A 23,333-nucleotide genomic window follows, 5' to 3' on the forward strand; every position below is an offset into this window, starting at 1 on the left:
TGTGGGTGAAGCCGAACCGGTCCGCGGCGTCCGCGAGGGCCGCCTCGTCGCGGCCGACGAGCGTGTGCCGCTCGACGTCGGGCGCGTCCGGGAAGAACATCGGGAGCCGTGCCAGCGCGTTCGAGTGGGCCTTGCCCATGAACCGGTACCCCAGCACGCCGACCCGCAGTGGTGTGTCAGTCATCGGGATCACTCCGCCCAGTAGGCGTCGCCCGGTTCGGTCTCGAAGACGGCCCGGGAGAGCAGGTCGACCGCCTTCTCCAACCCCTCGCGCGAGGAGGTGAGCGAGTCCTCGTGTTCGATCGAGAGCGCCCCCTCGTACCCGACCATCCGGAGGGTGGAGACGACGTCCTTCCAGTGTCCCTCGCCGTGGCCGTAGCCGATCGAACGGAACAGCCACGAGCGGTCGGCCTCCTCGGTGTACCCTGTCGTGTCGAGTACGCCCTTGACCCGCGCGTTCGACTCGTACACCTTCGTGTCCTTCGCGTGGACGTGGTGGATCGCGTCGTGCTCGCCCAGGAAGCGGATCGCCTCGGTGACGTCGATCCCCTGCCAGTAGAGGTGTGACGGGTCGAAGTTCGTGCCGACGCGCTCGTTCGTGGCCTCGCGCAGGGCGAGCAGTCCGGTCGGCTCGTACACGAGCATGTTCGGGTGCATCTCGATCGCGAGATCGACGCCGTGGTCGTCGGCGTGGGCGGCGAGCTCGCGCCAGTACGGGATCGCGACCTCGTCCCACTGGTAGTCGAGCGCGTCCGCGTGCTCGGTCGGCCACGGCGCGGTGACCCAGTTCGGCGTCGTGTCGCCCGGCGCGCCCGCCGGCAACCCGGAGAAACAGGTGACCGTGTCGACGCCGAGCTGGTCGGCCAGTTCGACGGCCTCCCGGAGCTCGCGGTCGGCCTTGTCGGCCCGCTCCTCGTCCGGGTGGAGCGGGTTGTTGTGTGTCGCTAGCGCGGAGATACGGAGGTCGTGCTCCGCTAGCAGTTCGTCGAGTTCCGCCTGGGCCCGCTCGTCGTCGAGGTAGTCGCCACGGTCGAGATGGCCCTGTCCGGGCCAGCCGCCGACACCGAGCTCGACGGCGTCGACGCCGAGACCCGAGAGGTACGCGAACGCCTCCTCGATCGACTGGTCCCCCAGCGGGACGGTGAGTACGCCGATGTCCATATCGACGTATCCTCACAGCCCCCGAATAAGTGTTCAGGATACGGCGGGGGTCTTGCCAGCGTGTTGGGCCCCCGGATCCTCTTGTGGACCACCTGCAACATGAACACGTACCGGGATTTTTATGTAACTACGCGGAACGATTCGGCCATGCGATTCGGGGAGGCACTCACGGAGGCGCTGAAGTACCACGCGGTAGCCGTCGTTCCGACCCTTATCGGGTTCGTCATCGCGTTCGCCGCGCTGTGGGTCGGGGTGTTGACGCCGCTCCTTGACGCGGTCGCCGGGGTGACGGCCCAGCCGGAGCTCGCGTTGGAGCGCGCGCTCGGAGCCGAGTACAACTTCGTCGTTGCCGGCGTCGGCGTGATTATCGGGATCGCCGTGCGCCGTGTGGGCAGGACGACACTCCTCTTTCGAACGCACGGGAACGCGGTCGTCGAGGAGGTCGATCGGGAGGTGATCCCGGAAGCGCTCGTCAATGCTCCAGGCTCGGCCGGCGGTGTCGGTACCGGAGCGGACGCCTCGGACCCGTACGCGTCCGCGGCCGACGCCGACGGTTCGGCGACGGACGACGACCGTGGCTCCGGCGTGATCGACGACCGCACCGGAACCAACGAGCCGATCGGTGGGGACGACGCGGAGACCGACGACGACGGCGATGACCGCATCCGCGAAGACGGCGCCCACGACGACGACGGTGTGGTGTCGGGAGCGGACGGTGACGACGCGGACGAGCGGGTCGGTGACGACGCCGACAGTATGACGGAGGGCCCAGACAATATGACGGAGGGGCCAGACAACGCGATGGACGACGCCGACGAGCCGAGAGGCGATGACGTCGACGAGCCGAGAGGAGACGACGCCGGACGCCCCGAACGGGACGACCGGTAGTCGGAGACGCTCCGGGTGTCGATCGTCCGACGACCGATCACGGTCGGATCGGACCGGCGGTCCGGCCGATTCCGGCAACCGAACCACATGAGGTTTTAACGGGTGGAGCGTGTATGACACGTATGGGAATCCTCTCGCGCGCCTCCTACGTCATCCGCTCGAAGGTGAACGCCCTCCTCAATCGGGCGGAGGACCCCACGGAGACGCTCGATTACTCGTACGAACAGATGCGTGACGAGCTCCAAGACGTCAAACAGGGGATCGCGGACCTCACGACCCAGAAGAAGCGTCTGGAGATCCAAAAACGCAAGCTCGAGGAGAACGTCGAGAAGCACAACCGGCAGGCCCGCGAGGCCGTCCAGCAGGACCGTGACGACCTTGCACGCAAGGCTCTCGAAAAGAAGAAATCGAAGATGAGCCAGATCGAGGAGCTGGAAGGCCAGATAGCGGAGCTCAACAACACTCAAGAGCAGCTCGTCGACAAGAAGAACGAGCTGCAGAACCGGATCGAGGAGTTCCGAACGAAGAAGGAGACGATGAAGGCCCGCTACGAGGCCGCCGAAGCCTCTTCGCGCGTCAGCGAGGCGATGACGGGCGTCGGCGACGAGATGGAGGACGTGAGCCGCTCCATCGAACGGGCCGAAGAACGCACCGAGGAGATGGAGGCACGGGCCGAGGCGATGGACGAGCTTCAGGACAGCGGCGCGTTCGAGGACGCGCTCTCGGACAAAGACGACATCGACCGCGAGCTCGACGGGCTCACCACCAACAGCGAGGTCGACGCGGAGCTGGAGACGCTGAAAGGCGAGCTCGGGAAGGCCGAGGCCCCCGCCGAGGACGCGAACGGGGAGTCCGCGACCGACGAGGAGATCGACGCGGAGCTCGACGACCTCCAGGCCGACCTCGACGAGTCCGATCTCGAAGCCGACCTCGACGAGGAGATCGACGTCGAAACGGGCGTCGAGGCGGACGTGGAGCTGGAAGAGTCGGAAGTGGACGCCGACGAACCGCGGAACTGACCCGGATACCTCCCTCCGGGCCGACGAACCGACCGGTTTTCCGCCGCCCGTCGCCGCGACGACGCACCGATCCGGTTAGCCGTGAGTGTATCCCCGGTCGGGGAGCGGGTCGCCGTCGGCGGTGACGCCGGCTTCCGGTTCCGTAACGGTTCCCACCCGCGTGAGTCCCGCCGGGCAGGCGTCCCGCAGCCGGTCGACTGCCGCCGGCGGGACCGTACACACGAGCTCGAAGTCCTCGCCGAAGTGGACGGCCATCTCGAACCGATCGGTCGCCTCGTCGCCCGATCCGCCGACTGGGCTCTCACCACTCGCGTCGGTCGTCTCCCCGCTCGTCTCGGCGACCGCCGGATGGACCGGGAGGGCGTCGCGGTCGACGCTGAAGCCGACATCGCTTGCTTCCGCGAGCTGGTGAAGTGACCGTGCGAGTCCGTCGGAGGAGTCCATCATTGCCGTCGCGTCAGCGGCGAGCGCTCGGCCGTCCGCGACCCGCGGCGTGAACCGGAACAGCTCGTTCGCGCGTTCGACGGCCGCGTCGGTTTCGCGGTCGAACAGCCGGAGGGCCGCTGCCGACCGGCCTAGCCGGCCGGTGACACAGAGGGCATCCCCGGGCTCCGCGCCGGAGCGGAACACCGGACCCGCGTCCGTGACGGACCCGATCGCGGTCGTCGCCGTGGTGAACTCCGTGTGGGTGTCGAGATCGCCGCCAACGTACTCGGCGTCGACCGACTCACAGACGTCGACCGCGCCGGCGACGAACTCGTCGAGCTCGGTCGGGTCGAACGCGTCGTCGGCGTAGACGGCGACCGCCGCGATCGCCTCGGCACCCATCGCCGCCACGTCGGAGAGCGACGCGCCGACCGACCGCCATCCTGCGGTGTACCGTGCCGTTCCCGGTGGAAAGTCGGTCCGCTCGTGGAGCATGTCCGTCGTGATGACGGTGTCGCCGACGACGGCCGCGTCGTCGCCCGCGTGTGGCAAGTCCGCCGCGAGCCGTCGGAGGGCGTCGCGCTCGTTCACACGTGGTCGTACGGATGCGGACCGATTTATATGGGTAGGTCCGATCGGTCGTCGCGTGGCAGTCCGTGTGTCTCGTTGACGTAGACCATATAAAGACGCTTAAGACATTAACTAATATTATCATTATCAATCATTATGTTTATTACCGGTGTTCCCGACGCACCGAGTGCAATGTCAGTACCCGTACGCGGACACGCAGCAACACGACCCACGGATCGTTCGATCACCAGACGACCGCCACAACCACCCACACCGGATGACACCTGAAGACACCACGAACGCGGACACGACGAACCGACAGCAAACTGACGACACGACGCCTGAGGGTACGACGCCCGACGGGACCGGCCGATCCGAAACGGATCGACCATCGACCGACAGTTCTCCACGACCGATCCCCGGCCGCACGCCGATCACCGAGGAAGCCGGTGCGCCCATCGTCCCGATGTTCCCGGCGGCCACGGACGCCACGAACGACCCTCTAGCGACCACCTTCGAAAAAGCGCAGCGTCCGACGCGCCCGCCGACGACGGAGGAGCAGGACGCGCCGCTGGTTCCCGACCTTCGCCCGACCCGTCGTGCGGCAACCGACGGGGGGGCCCGATGACGGCCGTTCCGATGGCGGGAACCGGTGACGGGCCGCGACCCGACCCGACGACGTTCACGCCCAGCGCGAGCGACCGCCGCGACGATACGAAGACGGAGTGACTTCGATGTATCCCAACGAACTCGACGACGACGTGTATACCAGAGATATCGACAACCCGGCAGGCAGGCAGCTCCGCGAGCGCTTCGACGAGCAGGAGTACACGTTCGCACCCGGGATCTACCACGCGCTCGACGCCCGCCTTGCGGAGATGGCCGGGCTGGACGCCGCGTACATGAGCGGCTACTCGACGGTGCTCGGCCAGTTCGGCTTCCCCGACCTAGAGATGGTCACGATGACCGAGATGGTCGAGAACGCCAAACGCATGGTCGAGGCGACGAACCTGCCGATCATCGCCGACTGCGACACCGGCTACGGCGGCGTCCACAACGTCCGCCGTGCGGTCCGCGAGTACGAGAAGGCCGGCGTGGCCGCCGTCCACATCGAGGACCAGACCTCGCCGAAACGCTGTGGCCACATCGCCGGCAAACAGATCGTTTCCCGCGAGCAGGCCCGATCCCGGTTCGAGGCCGCGGTCGACGCCAAACAGAGCGAGGACACGGTGATCATCGCGCGAACCGACGCCTACGGGTCGGCCAACGGCGACTGGGAGGAACACCTCGAACGCGGGCGGATCTACGCCGACGCCGGCGTCGACCTCGTCTGGCCCGAGATGCCCGACCCGTCCCGCGAGGACGCGATCGAATACGCGGAGACGATCCACGAGACGCACCCGGACCTGGATCTGGCGTTCAACTACTCCTCCTCGTTCGAGTGGGGCGCACAGGACGACCCGCTGACGTTCGAGGAGCTCGGCGACCTGGGCTACCAGTACATCTTCATCACGCTGTACGGGCTCCACTCCGGGGCGCACGCGGCGTACGAGGACTTCGCCGCCATCGCCGAGAACGACGAGCAAGCGCAGTTCGACCTCGAAGAGCGCTACATCGGCCACGAGACAGAGAGCCACCACGAGCTCTCCTTCGTCCCGCGGTACCAGGAGACCGAAGCCGAGTTCGATCCCGAGGCCAAGAAGCGCCAGGAGGAGTCGGCAGGCTTCACCGAGGACGAGAGCGACCCGATCACCGCGGACGGCTCCGCCGGGGGGGACGACTGATGTCCGGCGGATCCGCCGAGACCGAGCCAACGAGCGAGGAGGCGGACACCGAGACGACGAACGAGTCTCCCGAATCCGACCCGACAGCGGTGACGCTCCGTCGGAGCCAGCTCGCGACGCCGGGGTCCGACCCGGAGATGATCGCGCGTGCGCCGGACTCCGGGGCCGACGAGGCCTTCCTCGATCTGGAGGACTCCGTCGCCCCCTCGGAGAAGATCGACGCACGCGAGAACGTGATCGAGGGATTGATCGAGTACGACTGGTCCGACACCCGCCCGTGCTACCGGATGAACGGCGTCGATACCCGGTGGTTCTACGACGACGTGATCGAGGTCGTCGGCCAGGCCGGCGAGTACCTCGATACGATCATGGTGCCGATGGCGAACAACCCCGAGACGGTCGCCACCGTCGACAACCTGCTGACGCAGGTGGAACGGAACTCCGGCCTCCCGATCGGCGACATCGGCCTTCAGGCACAGATCGAATCGCCGGAAGCCATGACGAAAGTCGCCGACATCGCCCGCGCGTCGGACCGGCTCGAATCGCTCGTGTTCGGTCCCGGCGATTACACCGCGAACGTCGGTGCGGCCGGGCTCACGATCGGTTCCGGAGGCGGGTACCCCGGCCACTACTGGCACTACCAGCTGGCCCGCATCGCCCACGCCGCGAAGGCACAGGGGCTGCAGGTGATCGACGGTCCGTACGCCGAGATCGAGGACACCGAGGGGTTCCGCGACTCCTGTCGGTGGGCGAGCCAGCTCGGCTGTGACGGTAAGTGGGCGATCCATCCGAGCCAGATCGGCCCCGCCAACGAGACGTTCGCTCCCTCGCGTGAGGAGGCCGAGAAAGCCCGACGGATCGTCGACGCCTACGCGGAGGCGAAAGCCGAGGGCCGCGGGGCCGTGAGCGTCGACGGCGAGATGGTCGACGAAGCGACCGACAAGATGGCGCGCGGCATCGTCGCCCGCGCGGAGCGCGCCGGGATACTGTAGGTCGTCGAAGACCCCTCACGGGCTCGGGGTCACTCTGCAAGTCGGGGAGCATCCGGCGGGAGACCGCCGCCCGAGAGCGGCGGAGTTTTCCCGCTCCCGCCCGCGTCCCCGGTATGGACGACGACCTCATCGATGAGACCGGGCGGCCGCGGTCACGGTACACCCGACTCCCCGGCACGGGCTTCTTTTATCCGGACTCGCTGGACGACGAGCGGGCCGAGCGGCGCGCACGCGAGGCGATCGAGGGCAGCGAGGCGGTCGTGGTCGCCGACGGCGACGCCGACGGGCTCGCCTGCGCCGCAATGATCCGCGAGACCCGAGACGCCGCGCTCGACGTTGAGACGGTCGAGGCCGCGATCGCGGATCGGCTGGAAGCGGACGACGACGTGACGGACGACGGCACGACCGATGACGGAGCGTCCGGCGACGAGGAGGACCCGAGCGGGGACGACCCGACGGCGGACGCACACACGCAGTCACCGGTCGGGCTGGTGTCGGCGGGACCGTACTCGCTCGACACCGCGCTCGAACGGGTCGTCGCGTACGCCGACGACGGGATCGACCTGTACGTCTGTGACCTCTGTCCGGACGAGTTCGAGCCGATCGCCGATCAGCTCGAGTCGCTCGCGGCGTCGACCGCGTCGATCCGCTGGTTCGACCACCATCAGTGGGACGAGTCGGTGGCTGCGGCCGTGCGCGAGGCCGGCGTCGACCTCACGGTCGGCGAGTCCGACGAGGAGTGTACCGCCGACGTGGCGCTCCGCTCGCTCCCGTACGACTTCGACGATCGGTGGTCCGAGCTGGCGACGGTCACCCGCGACCACGACCTCTGGATCAAGGAGGACCCGCGGTCCGACGACCTCGCCGATTACTCCTACTGGGCCGCCAGCGAGGAGTACGCGGCCGTGATCGGCGCGTACGGGGCCGACCTCCCCGACACCGTCCTCGAGTACGTCGCCTCCCGCCGGGAGGAGAAACGGGCGCGGATCGACCTAGCGGTCGAGCATGCCGTGACCCACGAGGTCGGTGAGTGGACCGTCGCCGTCACGTACGGGCGATGCTCACAGAACGAGGTGGCAGAGCGACTCCGCGAGGAGGGTGCCGACGCCGCCGTGATCGTCAAGCCCGCCGGCTCCGCCTCGATCCGCGGATCGGACGGGTTCCAGCACGCACACGAGGTCGCCGGCATGGTGAACGGCGGCGGTCACCCGCAGGCGGCCGGCTGTAAGCCGGACATCTACGACGACATGCTGGATTACGCCCAACACTGGACGACCGAGGGACAGGCCTGTAAGCGCGTGATACTGGCGGCATTCGAGGCGGTCGCCGCCGACGTCGCGGACGACGGGGACGCGGTCGCCGACGACGATCAGTGAGCGGTTGCTGACACGTCGTCGAGTAATCGGCAACTCCTTATAAGCCGTCGTCGCGTTCGTCGCGGACGTTTTATAAACCGCCATCGCGGCGCTGTGGATTGCGTATCAATCAATTCTCCAAGGTCGGTAGAGTGGCCGCGGTTCCACGGTCGGAACGGACGGCGTGGATCGCTACGCGTCGCACGGATGACGGGGGGCGCTGCGGGTACCCGATCCAAGCATGTGTCCTTATAAATAGAAACCGCTGCGAGAGAACCGGGACCTTACGACGACGTCGGTGACATGCTGATGTTCAGGCTCTTCTGGACCAGCTGCGTGAACGCCATCGAGCAGAAGAAGTACCAGACGATCCACATCTGGATCGGCCCGATGATCCCCGTGTCCCAGGTGACCGTCCCGGCGAACGGAACGACGAGTTCCTGTGCCGCGATCGCCGGGTATGCAGCCTCTGCGCCGCGGTATCCGACCACCCAGAACATCCAGAGGAACGCGGGGATGGTGAGGAACATGATCCACACCATCGGGCGGAACTGCTCTTTGAACATCCCGAGCTGGTCGCCCATCGCCTCCATCTGCTCCTCTTGGATCGCGTCGAGCGCCTCGTCGTCGTCACGCTCTTTCGCCTCCTTTCGTCGCTCTTGGATGTCCTTCATCCGGTCCTGATACACGCTCATCTTCTCCATGTCCATCAGGCCGGCCCGCAGCAGCGTCGAGTACAGGCCGGTCGCGAGCGCGAGGACCATGATAACGACGTAAAACGGGACGATCCCCATCAGCGGCCCGAACACGAGGTCGATCGCGCCGGCGATCACGTCGCGAACCGGGGCGACCGCGTACCCGACGAACGCGCCGAGCGTCGCGACCAGCGCCAGCTTGTCCCACTTCGTCCACGAGGTGGTCTCCGGCGTCTCGAAGTCGCCGCCGCTCGTGAGGTCGTCGTCCTCCTCGAGCCCCTCCTCGATCCCGTCACGGTCCGCGATCGCGAACCCGGTCTCGCCGTCGACGAGGACCTCCTTCTCGATGAGTCGGCCCCACTGGCCGCTCGTTATCTCGTCGCGGACGTCGACCCACTTCACCTCGTCGTCCTCGGCACGATCGAGGACGACTTCGAGGGCGTCCCGCATCTCGCCGTCCTCGCGGACGAGCGCACGGACCCGCCGTTCGACCTTGCTCATTACGACCCGTTTGGACTCGGACGGTTAAGAACCTTGTAGGATCGCCGCTCGGACCTGTCGAGTCGGTCCTGAACACGGCGAAGCGACCGATTACGTCTCGACAACGTCGGTTATCCGGTCGAACACGTCCTCGGGGGACGCCTCGCCGTCGACCTCGACGAGGTCGCCCCGCTCGCGGAAGTGCTCGATGACGGGCTCCGTGTTCTCGCGATACACCCGGAGCCGCTCGCGGACGGTCTCCTCTTCGTCGTCCTCGCGTTGGACCAGCCGCTCCTGGATCGTCTCGTCGTCGGGCCAGTCGTACTCGACGTGGTAGATGTCGCCGGTCTCGGGGTCCATCCGCCGGCCGGTGAGCCGGCTCACCAGCTCCTCCTCGTCGACGTCGAGGAAGACGACGGCGTCGAGGTCGGTGATATCCGAGAGGAACTCAGCCTGTTCGAGGTTCCGGGGATACCCGTCGAGCACGAAGCCGTCCGCGTCCGACAGTGCGGCCTCGACGATCTCGTTGACGACCGGGTCGGGGACGAGCTCGCCCGCCTCCATGAACGATCGAGGGGTCCCGAACTCGGTCTCCATGTCCTTGTTCGCGCGAAGCGCGTCGCCGGTCGTGACGTGGTCGACCTCGTACTCCTCGGCCAGCTTCTTGCTCTGTGTTCCTTTGCCCGCGCCGGGTGCACCCAACAGAAGGATACGGTGACTCATATTCGAGCGCTCGCCCGCCGCACGTAAAGCCTTGAAGATACGCGCCGCGGACTGCCGGGGGATCCGAACGGACGGAACCGGACGGAGAGAGGAGACGAAACGGAGCTGCCGAGTCGGGTCGATCGGAGCGAGGCAGCCAACTCGGGGCGATCGAAGCGGGGAAGCCAACTCGGGGCGATCGGCTTTCACTCCCCGTCGTTCAACCGGAGCGCCATCTCCAGCTCGAAGCTCTCGGCGTTGGAGGTCTCGAAGCCGATCTTCTCGTACAAGCCGACGGCCGCGCGGTTCCACCGCTCCACAGTGAGCCACACCTTCTCGATGCCCGCCGCCTGTCCGTGTCCGAGCAACACTCGAATGAGGTGGGTGCCGATTCCGGCGCGCTGGTACGTCTGATGGACGAAGATCGCGAGCTCGTAGGCGTCGTCGTCGGGGACGAGCGTCGCGTGGCCGGCGGCGTCCTCACCACACCAGGCGATCACGTTGAGACAATCGTCGTCGAGGATCGCGTCGAGCCACTCGCGGATCCGCGACTCGCCGCCGGGCGGGATCCCCTGCGCGCGGTCGGCTGGATCGAAGGAGTCGTACATCGAAACGAGCGCCTCGTAGGCGTCCACGGACCCGTCGTACGCGCGCACCTCGATCTCCCGCTCCTCCCGGTCGGCGAAGGTGACCGGCGGCGTCGGGAACCCCTCGGTGACCGCTTCCGGATACCGTCGATCGCTCATCTGACCAGCGTGACCGACGTCTTGGCGTTCAGCAGGACGAACTCCGCGATCGGCCCGATCGTGATCTTCCCCATCGGACTGGTGTGGCCGCCACCGAGTACGATCTCGTCGAACGCCTCGCGCTCGGCGATCTCGACCAGCCGACTGCCGGGATCCCCGTCGACGTGCCGAACCTCCGCCTCGATCCCGGCGTCGGCGACCGCCTCCTCGGCCCGGTCGATCACATCCGCCGGGTCCGTCGACGAGTCCGGATTCTCGACGACTGCGATGGTGAGGTCGTCGTCCGCGACCGCCGCGCGCTCGACCGTTCGGTCGAGCGCGCGAAACGAGTCGTCGCTGCCGCCGATCCCACAGAGCACCTTCATATAGCGCCCCTCACGGCCCGGGGAGAAAAGCGTTCGGCGACCGCACGGACAACCCTTTTATTCACACGACGAATGGGGCTGAACATGAACGACTCCTCCGGTCCTCCCACGGACGTCCCGGGCAGCGACGATCCGACTGGACCGGATGACACCGAGGAGGCCGAGGACGCCCCGCATGGAACGGGCGGGAGCACCGCCGGGAGCGACGAGGTCAACGACACCGCCGACGGACCGTCAGAAACCGAGGAGCTCCCGCCAGACGTCCGGAAGTACGAACGGTTCAAGAAGATGGACGGGGCGCGATACGAGCGCGTCAACGAGTTCCTGCGCGACCGCACTTACATCACGGCCCGAGAGTGGGCGATCGCGCGCTTGTGTGCCGACTTCCGCACGGAAACGGGCGTCGAGATGACGAAGATCGGCGAGAACCTCCCCGAGCTCGTCCCCTTTATGACCGACACGTACACGCCACAGGCGGTCAACCAGGCCCGGTACTCTTTCGAGGAGAAGGTGACCAAGTCGGGGGCGACGTTCCTCTACGGTGCGATGTCCGGCTTCTTCACCGCGGAGGACTTAGACGAGATGATGTACGAGGTGACGGAGATCGCGAAGTTCCTCCTCGAAGTCGAGGGCGTCGACCTCGCTGTCGCCGACGAGCTGGAGGCGGAAGACCGGATCTCGGCGGTGATGCGGGAGGTACGTGAGTCGTCGGCCGACCTCCGCGGCGAGGAAGTGCGCTGCCCGGAGTGTGGACACGTCCATGAGCCGACGGAGGAGTGACCGTGGCCTCAAACGATGGGGACGGCCTCCTCGATGCTATCTCCGACGCGGCGCTCGTCATCGACTCGTCCGGCACGGTGCGCGCCGGCAACGGTCACGTCGAGTCCGTGTTCGGCGAACCGAGCGAGGCGGTCGTGGGACGATCGGTCGACGAGTTGCTCGTCGAACCGGACGCGTCGACGGGATTCCGCTGGGAGGCGTACCTCGCCAACCCGACCGCGGTGTCGATCACCGACGGCCCGGACCTCCACGCCCGTCGCCGCGGGACGGAAGGAACGGGGGTCCCAGTCCGGGTCGGACTCACGCCGGTCGACCGCGACGACGACGTCGCGGTGGTCGCGACGGCGGTCGATTTCAGCCGCGAGCGGGCACGGACCGCGGAGCTTCACCGCCGGACCGAGACGCTCGCGGCGCTCCATGGCGCGACACAGGAGCTGTTGAAGACGACGGATCGCGAGGCCGCTGCGGAGGCGGCCATCGAGTACATTGACGACGTGCTCGGCCTCGCTATCGCCGCGATCTGGCTCTACGACGAAGACCGGGACGCCCTCGAACCGGTCGCGTGGACCGACGCCTCCGACGAGCTGATCGGGGACCACCCGACGTACGCCGCATCGGCGGACAGCCTCTCGTGGGAGGCGTTCGAGACCGGCGAGCCACGGTACGTGCCGGACACCCACGAGGACTCGGACCGCCACAACCCCGACACGCCGATCCGGAGCGAGTTGATCCTCCCGCTGGGGCGGTACGGCGTCCTGAATATCGGCGCGACGGCGCGGGACGCGCTCGACCCGTCCGATCGGACGGTCGCGCGCTTGTGGGCAGCCAGCGTCACCATGGTGTTCGTACGGATCGAGCGCGAGCGGCAGCTTCGCGCACGCGAGGCCGATGTCTCCCGTGAGCGCGACCGGCTCGAGGAGTTCGCGAGCCTCGTCTCACACGACCTGCGCACACCGCTCAACGTCGCGGCCGGACACCTCGACATCGCCCGCGAAACCGCCGCGGACGACGAGACGCTGGAGACGGTGGCGACGGCGCTCGACCGGATGGAGGCGATCATCGCCGACCTGCTAACGCTGGCGCGACAGGGTAACGTCGTCGACGACGTCGAGCCGGTCTGCATAGCGACGCTCGTCGCGGAGGTCGCGACGACCGTTGGGATGGCCGATGACCGGCTTCGGGTCGCCGACGACGTGATCGTCCCGGCGGACCGTAGCCGGCTCGCCCAGCTGTTCGAGAACCTGCTGGCGAACGCGCTCAGACACGTCGGCGACGACGTCGTCGTCACCGTTGGCACGCTTCCGGACGGTGACGGGTTCTACGTCGAGGACGACGGGGAGGGGATCGATCCGGATCGTCGCGAGGAAGTGTTCGAGGCGGGCGTAACGACCGACGACGACGGCACTGGCTTCGGACTGAAGATCGTCGCCGAGATCGCCGATGCCCACGGCTGGCGCGTCGATGTAACCGACGGCGAGGACGGGGGTGCGCGCTTCCGTTTCCACGACGTGGGCGGGATCCGCGTCGACGGCGACACTGGTAGCGATGACGGCGACGACGACGGTGATGACGGCGACGACAGCGACTAGATCGGGTCGAACGGCGGAAGCGCGCGCGTCGATAGCCCGTCCGGCGTGGAGAGGACGTCGACGTTCGACCCGCGGTCGACGCCCGGGAGTTCGATATCGATCCGGCCCTGTCCGGTCACCCCGTTCTCCGAGACGTGGGCGATGACACGATACGTTCCGGGCGTCGCCGCGATCCCGCGCAGCTCGATCGCCTCACGGGCCCCGACCGTCCGTTCGCGATCGATCACCGATACTCCGTCGAGCAGCGCCGCCGTCTCGCCGTCGGCCGTCTCGTGTCGGACGACCTCCAGTGTCACCTCGCGGGGGCGGTCGAGGGCGTTACAGAGGCGGACACCGAGCGGGGCGTCGACGCTTCCGTCGTCGGGGCCATCCCCCTCGATTCGATCGCGTTCCACCGACAACCGGATCGTCTCCTCGGGAGTTACGCGGTACGGGACGGGTCGCGAGTACAGCTCGCCGACCGACCGCTCGCCGTTCCGTTCGTGAGAGACCGTCCCGGCGTGCTGTGCCGTAACGTGGTAGCCGTCGCCGGCCTCGTAGTCGAACGTCGCAGTCGTCGTCAGGTCCAGCTCCGTGGCACCCTTCCGAACGTGTTCGTTGTGCGTTCGGACCTCCTCGACGGCCGCCACGTACTCCACGACCGACGACTCCGTGAGCGACGCCGGGCGATCCGGCGGGTCGCGTTCCGCAAGGGACGGGCTCCCGGCACCGATCCGCTCGACGCAACCGCTCCCGGCGACGACGCCGGCGACGCTGCCGACCCCGACGGCAGCCCTGACCGACCTCGCGAGGAACCCGCGTCTGTCCATGCGTGGACGCTTGCGCGAGGCGAGCATAAGAACGGGGAAGACACAAAGAGCCGTTTTCGTTACCCGTCCCGCTCGGTCCGGACGCGAGCGACGAGCGGATCAGTCGTCGGCGACCCCGGCGACCCGCCCCTCGTCGTAGCCGGGGACGGTGCCGTCGTCGTTCCAGCCACGGATCTCGTAGTACGCCGATAACGCCTCCTCGAATCCCTCGATATCGTAGGGGAGCGTGTCGTCGGTCCGGTCGAACCCGCGAGCGTTGTTGAACGCGCGCTCCAGCTCGACGATCCGCCCGCCGAGCGCGAGCAGGTCCTCGTAGTCGGCGTCGAGCAGCGCGGCGAGCCGACCGTCGGTGACCGTGCCCCGCGAGAACTTACACACCACCGCCGAGTCGAGCACGGCGTTCCGGTTCTCCTTCGCGACGAGCTTCGGCGGTTTCCCCTCCAGCCCGCTCGGATCGAGCGCTTCGTCCTTCCCGACGAGCGGGTACTCGTACGGGTAGAACTCGCCGTACATGTGGTCCGCGCCGCGGTTCGCGGTCGCGAAGCCGAGCCCCTGTCCGTTGAGCGTGCGGCCGTCGTGACCGGAGAACGGCATTCCCTTTACCGTCCAGTCCGCCGCGCCGAACTCCTCGTGTGCGCGGTGAACACCCTCGGCGAGCTTGTCTCCGACACCCTCCCGGTAGGCGATCTGCTCGACGAGCGAGTGGACCAGCTCGGCGTTGCCGAACTCGTCTTCGGACTCCAAGAACATCGAGACGACGTCGCCACAGGAGATCGTGTCCATCCCGAGGGTGTCACACAGCTCGTTGGCCTGCATCACGTCGACGATGTCGTCGACGCCGGCGTTGCTCCCGAACGCCATCACGGTCTCGAACTCCGGCCCCTCCGTCTCGATCCCGCGGTCCTCGTCCCGGGTCGGGAGCTTACAGGCGAACGCACACTGCGAGCACGTCCCCTTGCGGTACTTCTTCTCCTCGACGCGATCGCCGGAGATACCCGACGCTCCCTCGAAGGAAGTCTCGGAGAAGTAGTAGGACGGGAGCGCGTCGACTTCGTTGGCGAGCTCCGTGACGCTCGAAGTCCCCTGCCGTTTCATGATCGAATCGGAGGTGGCGGCCTCGCGGTGGACGTCACCGGCGTCGTCCGGCCACTCGATGTCGACATCGCTCGCGGCGTCGCCGTCGAAGGTGATCGCCTTGAGGTTTTTCGCGCCGAAGACGGCCCCCAACCCGCCGCGGCCGAACGCCCGGCTGTCGGAGACCATCACGGACGCGAACCGGACCCCGTTCTCGCCGGCGGGACCGATACACGCGACGTGTTCCGCCTCCAGCCCGTGGCTCTCGGCGAACCGGTCGGAGACGGCGGGGACCGTCGCCTCCCGCAGCTCCGGAACCGCCTCGAACTCGACGCCCGGGTCGCCGTCGCCGTCCGCCTCGCGGACGTGGACCGCGAGGAGCTCGTCGCTCTCGCCGACGAGCTCGACGGCCCCGTAGCCCGCGCCGGTGAAGTTCCGCGAGAGGAACCCGCCCGCGTTCGACGACAGGAGCCCGTTCGTGAGCGGGGAAACCGTCGTCGCCGCCATTCGGCCGGTGTAAGAAGTCCGCGAGTACTGCATCGGTCCCGTCGAGAGGAACAGCCGGTTCTCCGGCCCGAGGGGGTCGACATCGAACGGGATCCGGTCGTACGCGAGGCGGGTGTTGAGTCCCCGACCGCCGATGTACTCGGCGAGTCGGTCGTCGACCGGCTCGGTCGACACCGTCCGATCCGTCAGGTCGATCGTGAGAAGCGGCCCCTGTGCGTGTCGCATGGGACTACCCTTTACCGGAACGGCGATAAACCTCCGGGTGCCCGCGTCCCTTGCGGTCCCGACAGCGCGGAGCGGGGCGAACCGCGTCGGTCTCGCCTACTCGACAGCGCCGAGCGCCTCGACCGTCTCCTCGAACACCTCGCGGGCGTTGGCGTTCAGGTCCCCCATCACGGCCGTCCGGTCGCGCTGGGCGGCCGCGATCCCGACGACGCCCGCGCCGGCGAGCGGGTCGAACACCGTATCCCCCGGCTCGGAGAAGTGGTCGAGCAACACCTTCACCACCTTCGGCGGCAGCCGGGTCGGGTACTTCGGCATCTCGGTCAGGTAGTTGCGTTTGATATCGAGCGTAGAGAGGTTGGCTTCCCCCTCCTGACAGTGGTCGTACTCGCACTCGTTGGTGTAGTACCACTCGTCACCCTTCACCATCCAGAACAGCTCGTACACGTTGTGTGCGGGGCGTTTCTTACAGTACGGCGCGAAGTTGTACGCCCAGTAGAGCTTCCCCTCCAGCCGCCAGTCGTCGTGATCGAGGACCGTCCGGTGCACCTGATGGCTGTTGTCCCGACCGGAGAACACGATCGCCTGCCCGTCGTCGGCCGTGTTCCGCGCGAGCACGTCGAGCAAGGTGTCGATCTTCGCGGCGTACTCCTCGGCGTCCCACTCGACGTAGCCATCGACGACGCGCGACTCGTCGCGGTTGTAGTTGCTCGCCTTCCCGTCGAACTCCAGCCCGAACGGCGGGTCGGTGATCGCGAGGTCAGCCTCGACGCCCTCCCACTCCGTCATATCGCACAACGAGTAGGACATCCCGGTCGGGGAACCGTCGTCAGTCATCGACTCGCCGAACGACCCCGACACGGAACACTCTCACGGTCCGTCGTCGAACACGCCCGTGATCGATCGGCTTCCCATTCCACTTGGTCGTCCGCCGTCGACCGCACCCCGGCTTCTCTCAGTCGTCCGTCGCCGATCGGGCCGCGACGCGGATCGCGCCGTACGCCGCGCTCGCGAGCGTCGTGACGATCACGACGATGCTCTCGACGACCGACAACGAGGGGAGCCCCCAGCCGCTCTCGTCGTCGCCGGTAGTCCCGTCGTCTCCGGTCCCGTCGTCTCCGGTCCCGCCGTCTTCGGTCCCGTCGGTTCCGTCCGTATCGCCGGCAGTACCGTCGTCGTCGCCCCCCGTTCCGCCGTCGTCGTCACTGCTGGTGGAATCCGACCCCCCGTCCGCGTCGGCCGAACCTGACTCGTCCTCAAACGCCTCGGACACGACCAGCCGAGAGGCGGTCCCGTCGGGGACGAACAGCCCGTTCGGGACCGGAACCGGGCCGTACGCGATATCCGGCGCATCGATGTCGAGCGAGAACCGTTCGAGCCCGTCGTTGAGCCCGAGCGCGACGAACCGACCGGTTCTGGACCCGGTGCTCGCGACGACGTACACGACGTCGTCGACGATGGTCGCGCCGCCAGTTCGTCGCCCTCCCTCGATCGTGTACTCCCACGCGAGCTCCCCGGAGTCGAGGTCGTACACGGCACACCGCACGGGGTCGTCGAGCCCGTCGTCGAGAAGCGCGATACGCCCGTTTCCGACGGCCAACGGGTGATTCGCATCCACTCGCAACTCGGTGGCCCACCGCTCGACCCCGCCCGTCGCGGAGACCAGTCGCAGGTGGCGGTCGGCCTTCACGACGATCCCTTGATCGGTCACCGCAGGCGGGGACAACACGCCGGCGTCGATCGCGTACTCCCACTCGACTTCCCCGTCGAACGAGAGTGCAACGAGCCGTGAGGGGGGAACCTGTCTGTTGGGCACGTTGACGTAGAGGGCGTCGTCGCCGACGGCGACGGTCGGAAGCATGAGGCCCGGTGCGTTGCTCCCGTTCGTACTGAACCGGGCCTCCAAGGACGCCGACCACGTCAACTCGCCGGTCGACGCCTCGAACGCGTACACCGTTCCCTCCGAGTCGGCGACGTACACCGTGCCGTCGTCGACGATCGGAGCCCCCGGCTGACCGCTCACGCCGAGCGACCACCGTTCCTCGCCGTCGTCTCGATCCACCGAAACGACGGCCCCGTCCGTCGTCACGCCGACGACCGAGTCGGGACCGACCGCCGGCGACGCGATGAACGCGTCGTCCGCCCGGTAGGACCACACGCCCGTCCCGGAGACGAGATCGGTGGCGACGAGCGCGTCGTCGCTGCCGGCGTACACCGTGCCGTCGTCGACGACCGGCGCGCTAATCCGGTCGGTTCCGCCGAGCGAGTAGGCGGTTTCCGCGACCGACGTGATCGGGTCGAGCGTCGCCGTCCCCGTGCGCTGCTCCCCGCCGAGTAGGGTCGGCCACGAGAACTCGTCGACGCCCGTCGATCCTGCCGTCGCGGTCAGTGTCCCGCCCGCCGACAACGCCACACTGCTCGCACCGACCCCTGCTGTGAGCCGGAGCAAGTCCCGTCGCGACACGGATCCCGAATTCATTAGTTAGACGATACGTTGTATGCGTGACGATTAAACGCCTCGGTGACGGAAAACGTTGTCCACCTCAGTCCGAGTGCGCCCGCCGAAACGGCCCCGGCGGGAGTCGGAGCTCGTCGAGCTCGGGGAGATGTTTGACGTTGAACACGACCCGCAGCTCGTCGGAGAGGGGGTAGCCGTTACACGAGAGCCGGAAGCCGCGGTCGGACTGCGCCTCGGAGAGGATGATGTTGGCCGGCTGGGAGAGCTCACCCTCGACGAGGTAGACGGCGCAGTTCGCACACGCGCCCCCACGACACGAGAACGGCCACGCGAACCCGCGGTTCTCGGCGGCTTCGAGCAGGCTCTCGTCGGGTTCGACGAGGAGCCGACCGTAGTCGACGTCTGGGAGGTCCGCGTCCGCCGCCTTCCCGAACAGGTCCTCGTCGTCGATCGACCATCCGCGGTCGACGATGACCTCGTAATCCAGATACTCCACGCGCGTCGGCCCGGCACCCGCGGTCTCGTCGGCCGTCAAGTCCACGTCCGACAGGTCGCTCCCGTCGCCGTCTTTCCCGATGTCGGCTCCCTCCTCCGTGAGCGCCCGATACGCGCGCCTGACGAGCTGGAACTCCTCCACGCTGCCGCCGCGGTCGGGGTGCGCTTCCTTCACCCGGTCACGGTACGCCCGCCTGACCGCGTCCTCGTCGGCGTCGTCGTCGATCCCCAACACGTCGAACGGCGACACCATGTCCGTTCGCCCCTAGCCGTGGCGGACACATAAACCGTCGACAAGGCGTCGATACCGCCGGTGTCCGCCCCGATGCCAGTACCGGTGTTCGAGCTCGCAGGGTGGACGGGGAGCCATGCGGACGGGCCCGGGCGCGCGGGTCTCGACCGTTTAATACCCGCGGCCCCGATCGGACGAGTAATGGGAAACGCGGATCTCCGTGACCTCGCCTCGATCCGGGAGGTCGCCTTCGACGAACTGGAGGGGAGCGTCGTCGCCGTCGACGCACACAACTGGTTGTATCGGTACCTGACGACGACGGTGAAGTGGACGAGCGACGAGGCGTACACGACCGCGGACGGGACGGAAGTGGCGAACCTGATCGGGGTCGTCCAGGGGGTACCGAAGTTCTTCGAACACGACCTGATCCCGGTGATGGTGTTCGACGGGGAGCTGACCGAGCTCAAAGCCGACGAGGTCGCCGAGCGACGCGAGAAGCGCGAGCGGGCCGAAACGCGGCAGGCGGCCGCCGAGGAGCGCGGCGACGCCGTGGAGGCCGCCCGACTCGCCGCACGGACCCAACGACTCACCGACACGATACAGGAGACGACCCGCGAGCTGTTCGACCTGCTCGACGTGCCGGTGATCGAGGCGCCCGCGGAGGGAGAAGCGCAGTGTGCACACATGGCGGCGACCGGGAGCGTCGACCACGCCGGCAGCGAGGATTACGACACGCTGCTGTTCGGCGCGCCGACGACGCTCAGACAGCTGACCAGCAAGGGGAACCCGGAGCTGATGGATCTGTCGGCGACGCTCGCGGCGCTCGAGCTCGACCGTCAGGGGCTGATCGACGTCGCCATGCTCTGTGGCACCGACTTCAACGAGGGGATCCACGGGATCGGCCCGAAAACCGCCGTGACGGCGATCAAGGAGCACGGCGACCTGTGGGGCGTGCTCGAGGCACGCGACGCCACCATCCCGAACGCCGCGGCGGTTCGCGAGCTCTTCGTCGACCCACCGGCGACGGACGCCGCCTTCGACGCGTCGATCGACCCGGACGTGGACGCGGCCCGGCGTTACGTGGTCGACGAGTGGGGTGTCGACCCCGGAGAGGTCGATCGCGGCTTCGAACGCATCCGGGAATCACAGGTGCAGACGGGGCTCGACCGCTGGACGTGACGCGCCCCGGAGAAAACGAGCAGTTGTCATCGGCTCGTCTGACGCCACGGTAGGTTTACGGTGATTCCGCGTAAATCCGTGGGCATGAAAGTGTTGGTAGCCGGGGGAACCGGATTTATCGGGTCGCACCTCTGTCGGGCGCTTGCCGACGGGGGACACGAGGTAACCGCGTTGTCCCGGTCGCCGTCGGAGACACCGGAGGGGGTCGACTCGGCCGTTGGCGACGTCACCGCGTACGACTCGATCGCACCGGCCGTCGACGGCCACGACGCCGTGGTGAACCTCGTCGCGCTCTCGCCGCTGTTCGAGCCCGACGGCGGCAACGTCATGCACGACCGGATCCATCGGGGCGGGACGGAGAACCTCGTCCGCGCCGCCGAGGACGCCGGCGCGGACCGGTTCATCCAGATGAGCGCGCTCGGGGCCGACCCGGACGGCGACACGGCGTACATCCGTGCGAAAGGGCAAGCCGAAGAGCTGGTGACGGGGAGCGACCTCGACTGGACGATATTCCGCCCGTCCGTCGTCTTCGGCGAGGGTGGCGAGTTCGTCTCGTTCACGAAACGACTGAAGAAGCTGTTCGCCCCGCTCGTTCCGCTGTATCCGCTTCCCGGCGGCGGGAAGACCCGCTTCCAGCCGATCCACGTGGGGGACCTCGTCCCGATGCTCGTTGCCGCCGTGGAATCGGACGACCACGTGAGTGAGACGTACGAAGTCGGCGGCCCCGACACCCTGACGCTCCGAGAGGTGACGACGCTCGTCTACGAGGCCGAGCGGAAGGGCGTGACGATCGTCCCGTTGCCGATGCCGCTGGCGAGGCTGGGGCTGGGCGTGCTGGGGGCCGTCCCCGGGTTCCCGATGGGCTCCGACCAGTACCGATCGCTGAAATTCGACAACACGACCGCCGACAACGACGCCTCCACGTTCGGGGTCGAACCGTCGGAGATGACCACGCTCGCGGGGTACCTGGGTCTCGAATGATCACGACACGGTTGGCGACCGCACGGACCGGTGACACAGCTGCGACGACATCGACCGGTGACCGGACGAATACGACGGGGCAGATCGGACCGGCCGATCCCGAACGTGTCAACAGGAGTATCAGTCCGGCTTTCGGCGGCCGGCAGAAACGAAAACCGCAGGAAGAGGCGGGGGGAACCCACAAAACAGGGATCGTGTGGATCTCAGGTCTGGTAACGTCACCAGAAGCCTTTTATTCGAGATTGCACTCTCCTCATTTCAGAGACCAAGGGATTTCACGATGAAACTGGCAATGATCGGATTCGGACAGGCGGGTGGGAAAGTCGTCGACAAGTTCCTGGAGTACGACAAACGGACGGGCTCGGAGATCGTCCGTGCGGCCGCGGCCGTGAACACGGCGAAGGCGGACCTAATGGGGCTCGAACACATTCCGGAGAACCAGCGGGTGCTCATCGGACAGTCTCGTGTCAAGGGACACGGGGTCGGTGCCGACAACGAGCTCGGCGCGGAGATCGCGGAGGAAGACATCGACGAAGTGCAGGGAGCGATCGACTCGATCCCAGTTCACGAGGTCGACGCGTTCCTCGTCGTCGCCGGACTCGGCGGCGGGACCGGCTCCGGCGGCGCGCCGGTGTTGGCGAAACACCTCAAGCGGATCTACACCGAGCCCGTCTACGGCTTGGGTGTGCTCCCCGGAAGCGACGAGGGGGGTATTTACACGCTGAACGCCGCCCGCTCGTTCCAGACGTTCGTCCGGGAGGTAGACAACCTGATGGTGTTCGACAACGACGCCTGGCGGAAGACGGGCGAGTCCGTCCAGGGCGGCTACGAGGAGATCAACGAGGAGATCGTCCGCCGGTTCGGCATCCTCTTCGGTGCCGGCGAGATCCAACAGGGCCAGGAGGTCGCGGAGAGCGTCGTCGACTCCTCGGAGATCATCAACACCCTCTCCGGCGGCGGCGTCTCCACGGTCGGTTACGCGGAGGAGGAAGTCGAGGAGCGAACGTCCGGCGGCCTGCTCTCGCGGCTCCGAAACGACGACGGCGGCGACGAGCTCGACAGCGCACACACGACCAACCGGATCACCAGCCTCGTCCGCAAGGCGGCGCTCGGTCGGCTCACGCTCCCGTGTGAGATCGAGGGCGCGGAGCGGGCGCTGCTCGTGCTCGCCGGCCCGCCGGAGTACCTCAACCGGAAGGGTATCGAGCGCGGCCGCAAGTGGCTCGAAGAGCAGACCGGTTCGATGGAAGTCCGGGGCGGCGACTACCCGTACCGCGGTGCCGGGTTCGTCGCGACCGTGATCCTGCTCGCGGGGGTCACCAACGTCCCCCGGATCAAGGAGCTCCAGCAGGTCGCCATCGAGGCACAGGACAACCTCGACGAGATCCGCGAGGAGAGCGAGGACAACCTCGACGACCTCGTCAGCGACGACGGCGACGAGCTCGAGTCCCTCTTCTGATCGGCCGGATGGAGGTCTTGGTCCCGTTCTCCACCGACCGCCCGAAAACCCGCCTTTCCGACGTGTTCTCCCCGGGAGAACGCGAGTCGTTCGCGCGCTCGATGCTCGCGGACGTCCTCCGTGCGGTGATCGACGCCGGTGGCCACCCACGCCTTCTAGCGACCGCCGACATCGACCCCCCCATCGAAGTCGATACATACGTCGAGGCCGACAGACACGTCGAGGCCGACGCGCCCGCCAACGGTCCCCTCCCCGCCGACGTTCCCGTCACCGTCGACGCCCGGCCGCTGACCACGGCAGTGAACGACGCGCTCGACCGGCACGAACCGACCGGATCGGAGCCGGTCGCGGTGGTGATGGCGGAC

General features: G+C 67.5%; 22 protein-coding genes and 2 pseudogenes. 12 read left to right on the forward strand and 12 right to left on the reverse strand.

Translation table 11 applies throughout. From position 1 onward, the window contains the following. Window positions 1–184: pseudogene (locus ACFQEU_RS02530) on the reverse strand (Gfo/Idh/MocA family protein); the annotation flags it as partial. Window positions 185–189: 5 nt separating this feature from the next. Next, window positions 190–1,161, reverse strand: a complete 972-nt coding sequence (locus ACFQEU_RS02535) for a sugar phosphate isomerase/epimerase family protein (RefSeq protein ID WP_379778980.1) — start codon at window positions 1,159–1,161, stop codon at window positions 190–192. Between the two features lie 147 nt (window positions 1,162–1,308). On the opposite strand from ACFQEU_RS02535, the gene ACFQEU_RS02540 reads away from it, so the two are divergent. After that, window positions 1,309–2,049 carry a hypothetical protein gene (locus ACFQEU_RS02540; RefSeq protein WP_379778983.1) on the forward strand — a complete coding sequence of 247 codons (741 nt, stop codon included), beginning with the start codon at window positions 1,309–1,311 and terminating at the stop codon, window positions 2,047–2,049. A gap of 122 nt (window positions 2,050–2,171) precedes the next feature. Beyond that, window positions 2,172–3,068, forward strand: a complete 897-nt coding sequence (locus ACFQEU_RS02545) for a PspA/IM30 family protein (RefSeq protein WP_379778985.1) — start codon at window positions 2,172–2,174, stop codon at window positions 3,066–3,068. 75 nt (window positions 3,069–3,143) lie between these two features. On the opposite strand, the gene thiL is transcribed toward ACFQEU_RS02545, so the two are convergent. Beyond that, window positions 3,144–4,085: a thiamine-phosphate kinase gene (gene thiL / locus ACFQEU_RS02550; RefSeq protein ID WP_379778988.1), complete on the reverse strand. Its 942-nt coding sequence runs from the start codon at window positions 4,083–4,085 to the stop codon at window positions 3,144–3,146. A 166-nt stretch (window positions 4,086–4,251) separates the two neighbouring features. On the opposite strand from thiL, the gene ACFQEU_RS02555 reads away from it, so the two are divergent. From ACFQEU_RS02555 to ACFQEU_RS02570, 4 genes are all read left to right on the forward strand, one after another. Further along, window positions 4,252–4,692, forward strand: coding sequence for a hypothetical protein (locus ACFQEU_RS02555; protein WP_379778991.1), 441 nt, complete (start codon window positions 4,252–4,254; stop codon window positions 4,690–4,692). A 106-nt stretch (window positions 4,693–4,798) separates the two neighbouring features. Continuing rightward, a complete protein-coding gene (locus ACFQEU_RS02560) occupies window positions 4,799–5,848 on the forward strand; it encodes an isocitrate lyase/PEP mutase family protein (RefSeq protein WP_379778994.1) in 1,050 nt (349 codons plus the stop codon). Further along, complete coding sequence (locus ACFQEU_RS02565) at window positions 5,848–6,840, forward strand: HpcH/HpaI aldolase/citrate lyase family protein (protein WP_379778996.1); 993 nt, start codon at window positions 5,848–5,850, stop codon at window positions 6,838–6,840. The genes ACFQEU_RS02560 and ACFQEU_RS02565 overlap by 1 nt, the downstream gene beginning before the upstream one ends. A gap of 113 nt (window positions 6,841–6,953) precedes the next feature. Next, window positions 6,954–8,216 (forward strand): DHH family phosphoesterase, encoded by a 1,263-nt coding sequence (locus ACFQEU_RS02570; RefSeq protein ID WP_379778998.1) that lies wholly within the window; start codon window positions 6,954–6,956, stop codon window positions 8,214–8,216. A 263-nt stretch (window positions 8,217–8,479) separates the two neighbouring features. On the opposite strand, the gene ACFQEU_RS02575 is transcribed toward ACFQEU_RS02570, so the two are convergent. From ACFQEU_RS02575 to ACFQEU_RS02590, 4 genes are all read right to left on the reverse strand, one after another. Then, window positions 8,480–9,391: a DUF106 domain-containing protein gene (locus tag ACFQEU_RS02575; protein ID WP_379779000.1), complete on the reverse strand. Its 912-nt coding sequence runs from the start codon at window positions 9,389–9,391 to the stop codon at window positions 8,480–8,482. A gap of 90 nt (window positions 9,392–9,481) precedes the next feature. After that, on the reverse strand, window positions 9,482–10,093 hold the full coding sequence (locus tag ACFQEU_RS02580) for an adenylate kinase (protein WP_379779002.1): 612 nt from the start codon (window positions 10,091–10,093) through the stop codon (window positions 9,482–9,484). 185 nt (window positions 10,094–10,278) lie between these two features. Further along, window positions 10,279–10,818: a GNAT family N-acetyltransferase gene (locus ACFQEU_RS02585; RefSeq protein WP_379779004.1), complete on the reverse strand. Its 540-nt coding sequence runs from the start codon at window positions 10,816–10,818 to the stop codon at window positions 10,279–10,281. Then, window positions 10,815–11,183 (reverse strand): universal stress protein, encoded by a 369-nt coding sequence (locus tag ACFQEU_RS02590; protein WP_379779006.1) that lies wholly within the window; start codon window positions 11,181–11,183, stop codon window positions 10,815–10,817. Before ACFQEU_RS02590 ends, ACFQEU_RS02585 begins: the two co-directional genes overlap by 4 nt. 84 nt (window positions 11,184–11,267) lie before the next feature. Between ACFQEU_RS02590 and ACFQEU_RS02595 the strand changes: the two genes are divergently transcribed. Both ACFQEU_RS02595 and ACFQEU_RS02600 read left to right on the forward strand, forming a co-directional pair. Further along, window positions 11,268–11,963, forward strand: coding sequence for a DUF5806 family protein (locus ACFQEU_RS02595; protein ID WP_379779008.1), 696 nt, complete (start codon window positions 11,268–11,270; stop codon window positions 11,961–11,963). A 2-nt stretch (window positions 11,964–11,965) separates the two neighbouring features. Beyond that, window positions 11,966–13,552, forward strand: coding sequence for a PAS domain-containing sensor histidine kinase (locus tag ACFQEU_RS02600; protein ID WP_379779010.1), 1,587 nt, complete (start codon window positions 11,966–11,968; stop codon window positions 13,550–13,552). Here the strand turns inward: ACFQEU_RS02600 and ACFQEU_RS02605 are convergent. From ACFQEU_RS02605 to fer, 5 genes are all read right to left on the reverse strand, one after another. After that, the gene (locus tag ACFQEU_RS02605; RefSeq protein ID WP_379779012.1) at window positions 13,549–14,361 is read right to left on the reverse strand and encodes a hypothetical protein; all 813 of its coding nucleotides are present in this window, start codon (window positions 14,359–14,361) and stop codon (window positions 13,549–13,551) included. The two genes, ACFQEU_RS02600 and ACFQEU_RS02605, sit on opposite strands and share 4 nt — an antisense overlap. Before the next feature lie 99 nt (window positions 14,362–14,460). Next, a complete protein-coding gene (locus tag ACFQEU_RS02610) occupies window positions 14,461–16,167 on the reverse strand; it encodes an aldehyde ferredoxin oxidoreductase family protein (protein WP_379779014.1) in 1,707 nt (568 codons plus the stop codon). A 96-nt stretch (window positions 16,168–16,263) separates the two neighbouring features. Beyond that, window positions 16,264–17,001, reverse strand: coding sequence for a DNA methyltransferase (locus ACFQEU_RS02615; RefSeq protein ID WP_379779016.1), 738 nt, complete (start codon window positions 16,999–17,001; stop codon window positions 16,264–16,266). Window positions 17,002–17,119: 118 nt separating this feature from the next. After that, window positions 17,120–18,643, reverse strand: coding sequence for an outer membrane protein assembly factor BamB family protein (locus ACFQEU_RS02620; protein WP_379779018.1), 1,524 nt, complete (start codon window positions 18,641–18,643; stop codon window positions 17,120–17,122). 64 nt (window positions 18,644–18,707) lie between these two features. Continuing rightward, window positions 18,708–19,370 (reverse strand): ferredoxin Fer, encoded by a 663-nt coding sequence (fer, locus tag ACFQEU_RS02625; protein ID WP_379779020.1) that lies wholly within the window; start codon window positions 19,368–19,370, stop codon window positions 18,708–18,710. A gap of 180 nt (window positions 19,371–19,550) precedes the next feature. Between fer and fen the strand changes: the two genes are divergently transcribed. From fen to ACFQEU_RS02645, 4 genes and pseudogenes are all read left to right on the forward strand, one after another. Then, window positions 19,551–20,528 (forward strand): flap endonuclease-1, encoded by a 978-nt coding sequence (gene fen / locus ACFQEU_RS02630; RefSeq protein ID WP_379779022.1) that lies wholly within the window; start codon window positions 19,551–19,553, stop codon window positions 20,526–20,528. 84 nt (window positions 20,529–20,612) lie between these two features. Beyond that, window positions 20,613–21,509 carry a complex I NDUFA9 subunit family protein gene (locus tag ACFQEU_RS02635; protein WP_379779024.1) on the forward strand — a complete coding sequence of 299 codons (897 nt, stop codon included), beginning with the start codon at window positions 20,613–20,615 and terminating at the stop codon, window positions 21,507–21,509. A gap of 280 nt (window positions 21,510–21,789) precedes the next feature. After that, complete coding sequence (locus ACFQEU_RS02640) at window positions 21,790–22,968, forward strand: tubulin/FtsZ family protein (RefSeq protein ID WP_379779026.1); 1,179 nt, start codon at window positions 21,790–21,792, stop codon at window positions 22,966–22,968. An 8-nt stretch (window positions 22,969–22,976) separates the two neighbouring features. Further along, window positions 22,977–23,333 (forward strand): annotated as a pseudogene (locus tag ACFQEU_RS02645) (2-phospho-L-lactate guanylyltransferase); the annotation flags it as partial.

Source organism: Halorubrum tibetense (assembly GCF_042661865.1).
GTDB lineage: Archaea > Halobacteriota > Halobacteria > Halobacteriales > Haloferacaceae > Halorubrum > Halorubrum tibetense.

Excerpts from the sequence above, each read along its gene's own strand:
- ACFQEU_RS02605 (WP_379779012.1), bottom strand. The coding sequence starts at position 14,361 with ATGGACAGACGCGGGTTCCTCGCGAGGTCGGTCAGGGCTGCCGTCGGG.
- ACFQEU_RS02620 (WP_379779018.1), bottom strand. The coding sequence starts at position 18,643 with ATGAATTCGGGATCCGTGTCGCGACGGGACTTGCTCCGGCTCACAGCA.
- ACFQEU_RS02635 (WP_379779024.1), top strand. The coding sequence starts at position 20,613 with ATGAAAGTGTTGGTAGCCGGGGGAACCGGATTTATCGGGTCGCACCTC.
- ACFQEU_RS02595 (WP_379779008.1), top strand. The coding sequence starts at position 11,268 with ATGAACGACTCCTCCGGTCCTCCCACGGACGTCCCGGGCAGCGACGAT.
- ACFQEU_RS02540 (WP_379778983.1), top strand. The coding sequence starts at position 1,309 with ATGCGATTCGGGGAGGCACTCACGGAGGCGCTGAAGTACCACGCGGTA.
- ACFQEU_RS02560 (WP_379778994.1), top strand. The coding sequence starts at position 4,799 with ATGTATCCCAACGAACTCGACGACGACGTGTATACCAGAGATATCGAC.
- ACFQEU_RS02580 (WP_379779002.1), bottom strand. The coding sequence starts at position 10,093 with ATGAGTCACCGTATCCTTCTGTTGGGTGCACCCGGCGCGGGCAAAGGA.
- ACFQEU_RS02610 (WP_379779014.1), bottom strand. The coding sequence starts at position 16,167 with ATGCGACACGCACAGGGGCCGCTTCTCACGATCGACCTGACGGATCGG.
- ACFQEU_RS02565 (WP_379778996.1), top strand. The coding sequence starts at position 5,848 with ATGTCCGGCGGATCCGCCGAGACCGAGCCAACGAGCGAGGAGGCGGAC.
- ACFQEU_RS02615 (WP_379779016.1), bottom strand. The coding sequence starts at position 17,001 with ATGACTGACGACGGTTCCCCGACCGGGATGTCCTACTCGTTGTGCGAT.
- ACFQEU_RS02585 (WP_379779004.1), bottom strand. The coding sequence starts at position 10,818 with ATGAGCGATCGACGGTATCCGGAAGCGGTCACCGAGGGGTTCCCGACG.
- ACFQEU_RS02640 (WP_379779026.1), top strand. The coding sequence starts at position 21,790 with ATGAAACTGGCAATGATCGGATTCGGACAGGCGGGTGGGAAAGTCGTC.
- ACFQEU_RS02535 (WP_379778980.1), bottom strand. The coding sequence starts at position 1,161 with ATGGACATCGGCGTACTCACCGTCCCGCTGGGGGACCAGTCGATCGAG.
- ACFQEU_RS02570 (WP_379778998.1), top strand. The coding sequence starts at position 6,954 with ATGGACGACGACCTCATCGATGAGACCGGGCGGCCGCGGTCACGGTAC.
- fen (WP_379779022.1), top strand. The coding sequence starts at position 19,551 with ATGGGAAACGCGGATCTCCGTGACCTCGCCTCGATCCGGGAGGTCGCC.
- ACFQEU_RS02545 (WP_379778985.1), top strand. The coding sequence starts at position 2,172 with ATGGGAATCCTCTCGCGCGCCTCCTACGTCATCCGCTCGAAGGTGAAC.
- ACFQEU_RS02575 (WP_379779000.1), bottom strand. The coding sequence starts at position 9,391 with ATGAGCAAGGTCGAACGGCGGGTCCGTGCGCTCGTCCGCGAGGACGGC.
- ACFQEU_RS02590 (WP_379779006.1), bottom strand. The coding sequence starts at position 11,183 with ATGAAGGTGCTCTGTGGGATCGGCGGCAGCGACGACTCGTTTCGCGCG.
- fer (WP_379779020.1), bottom strand. The coding sequence starts at position 19,370 with ATGGTGTCGCCGTTCGACGTGTTGGGGATCGACGACGACGCCGACGAG.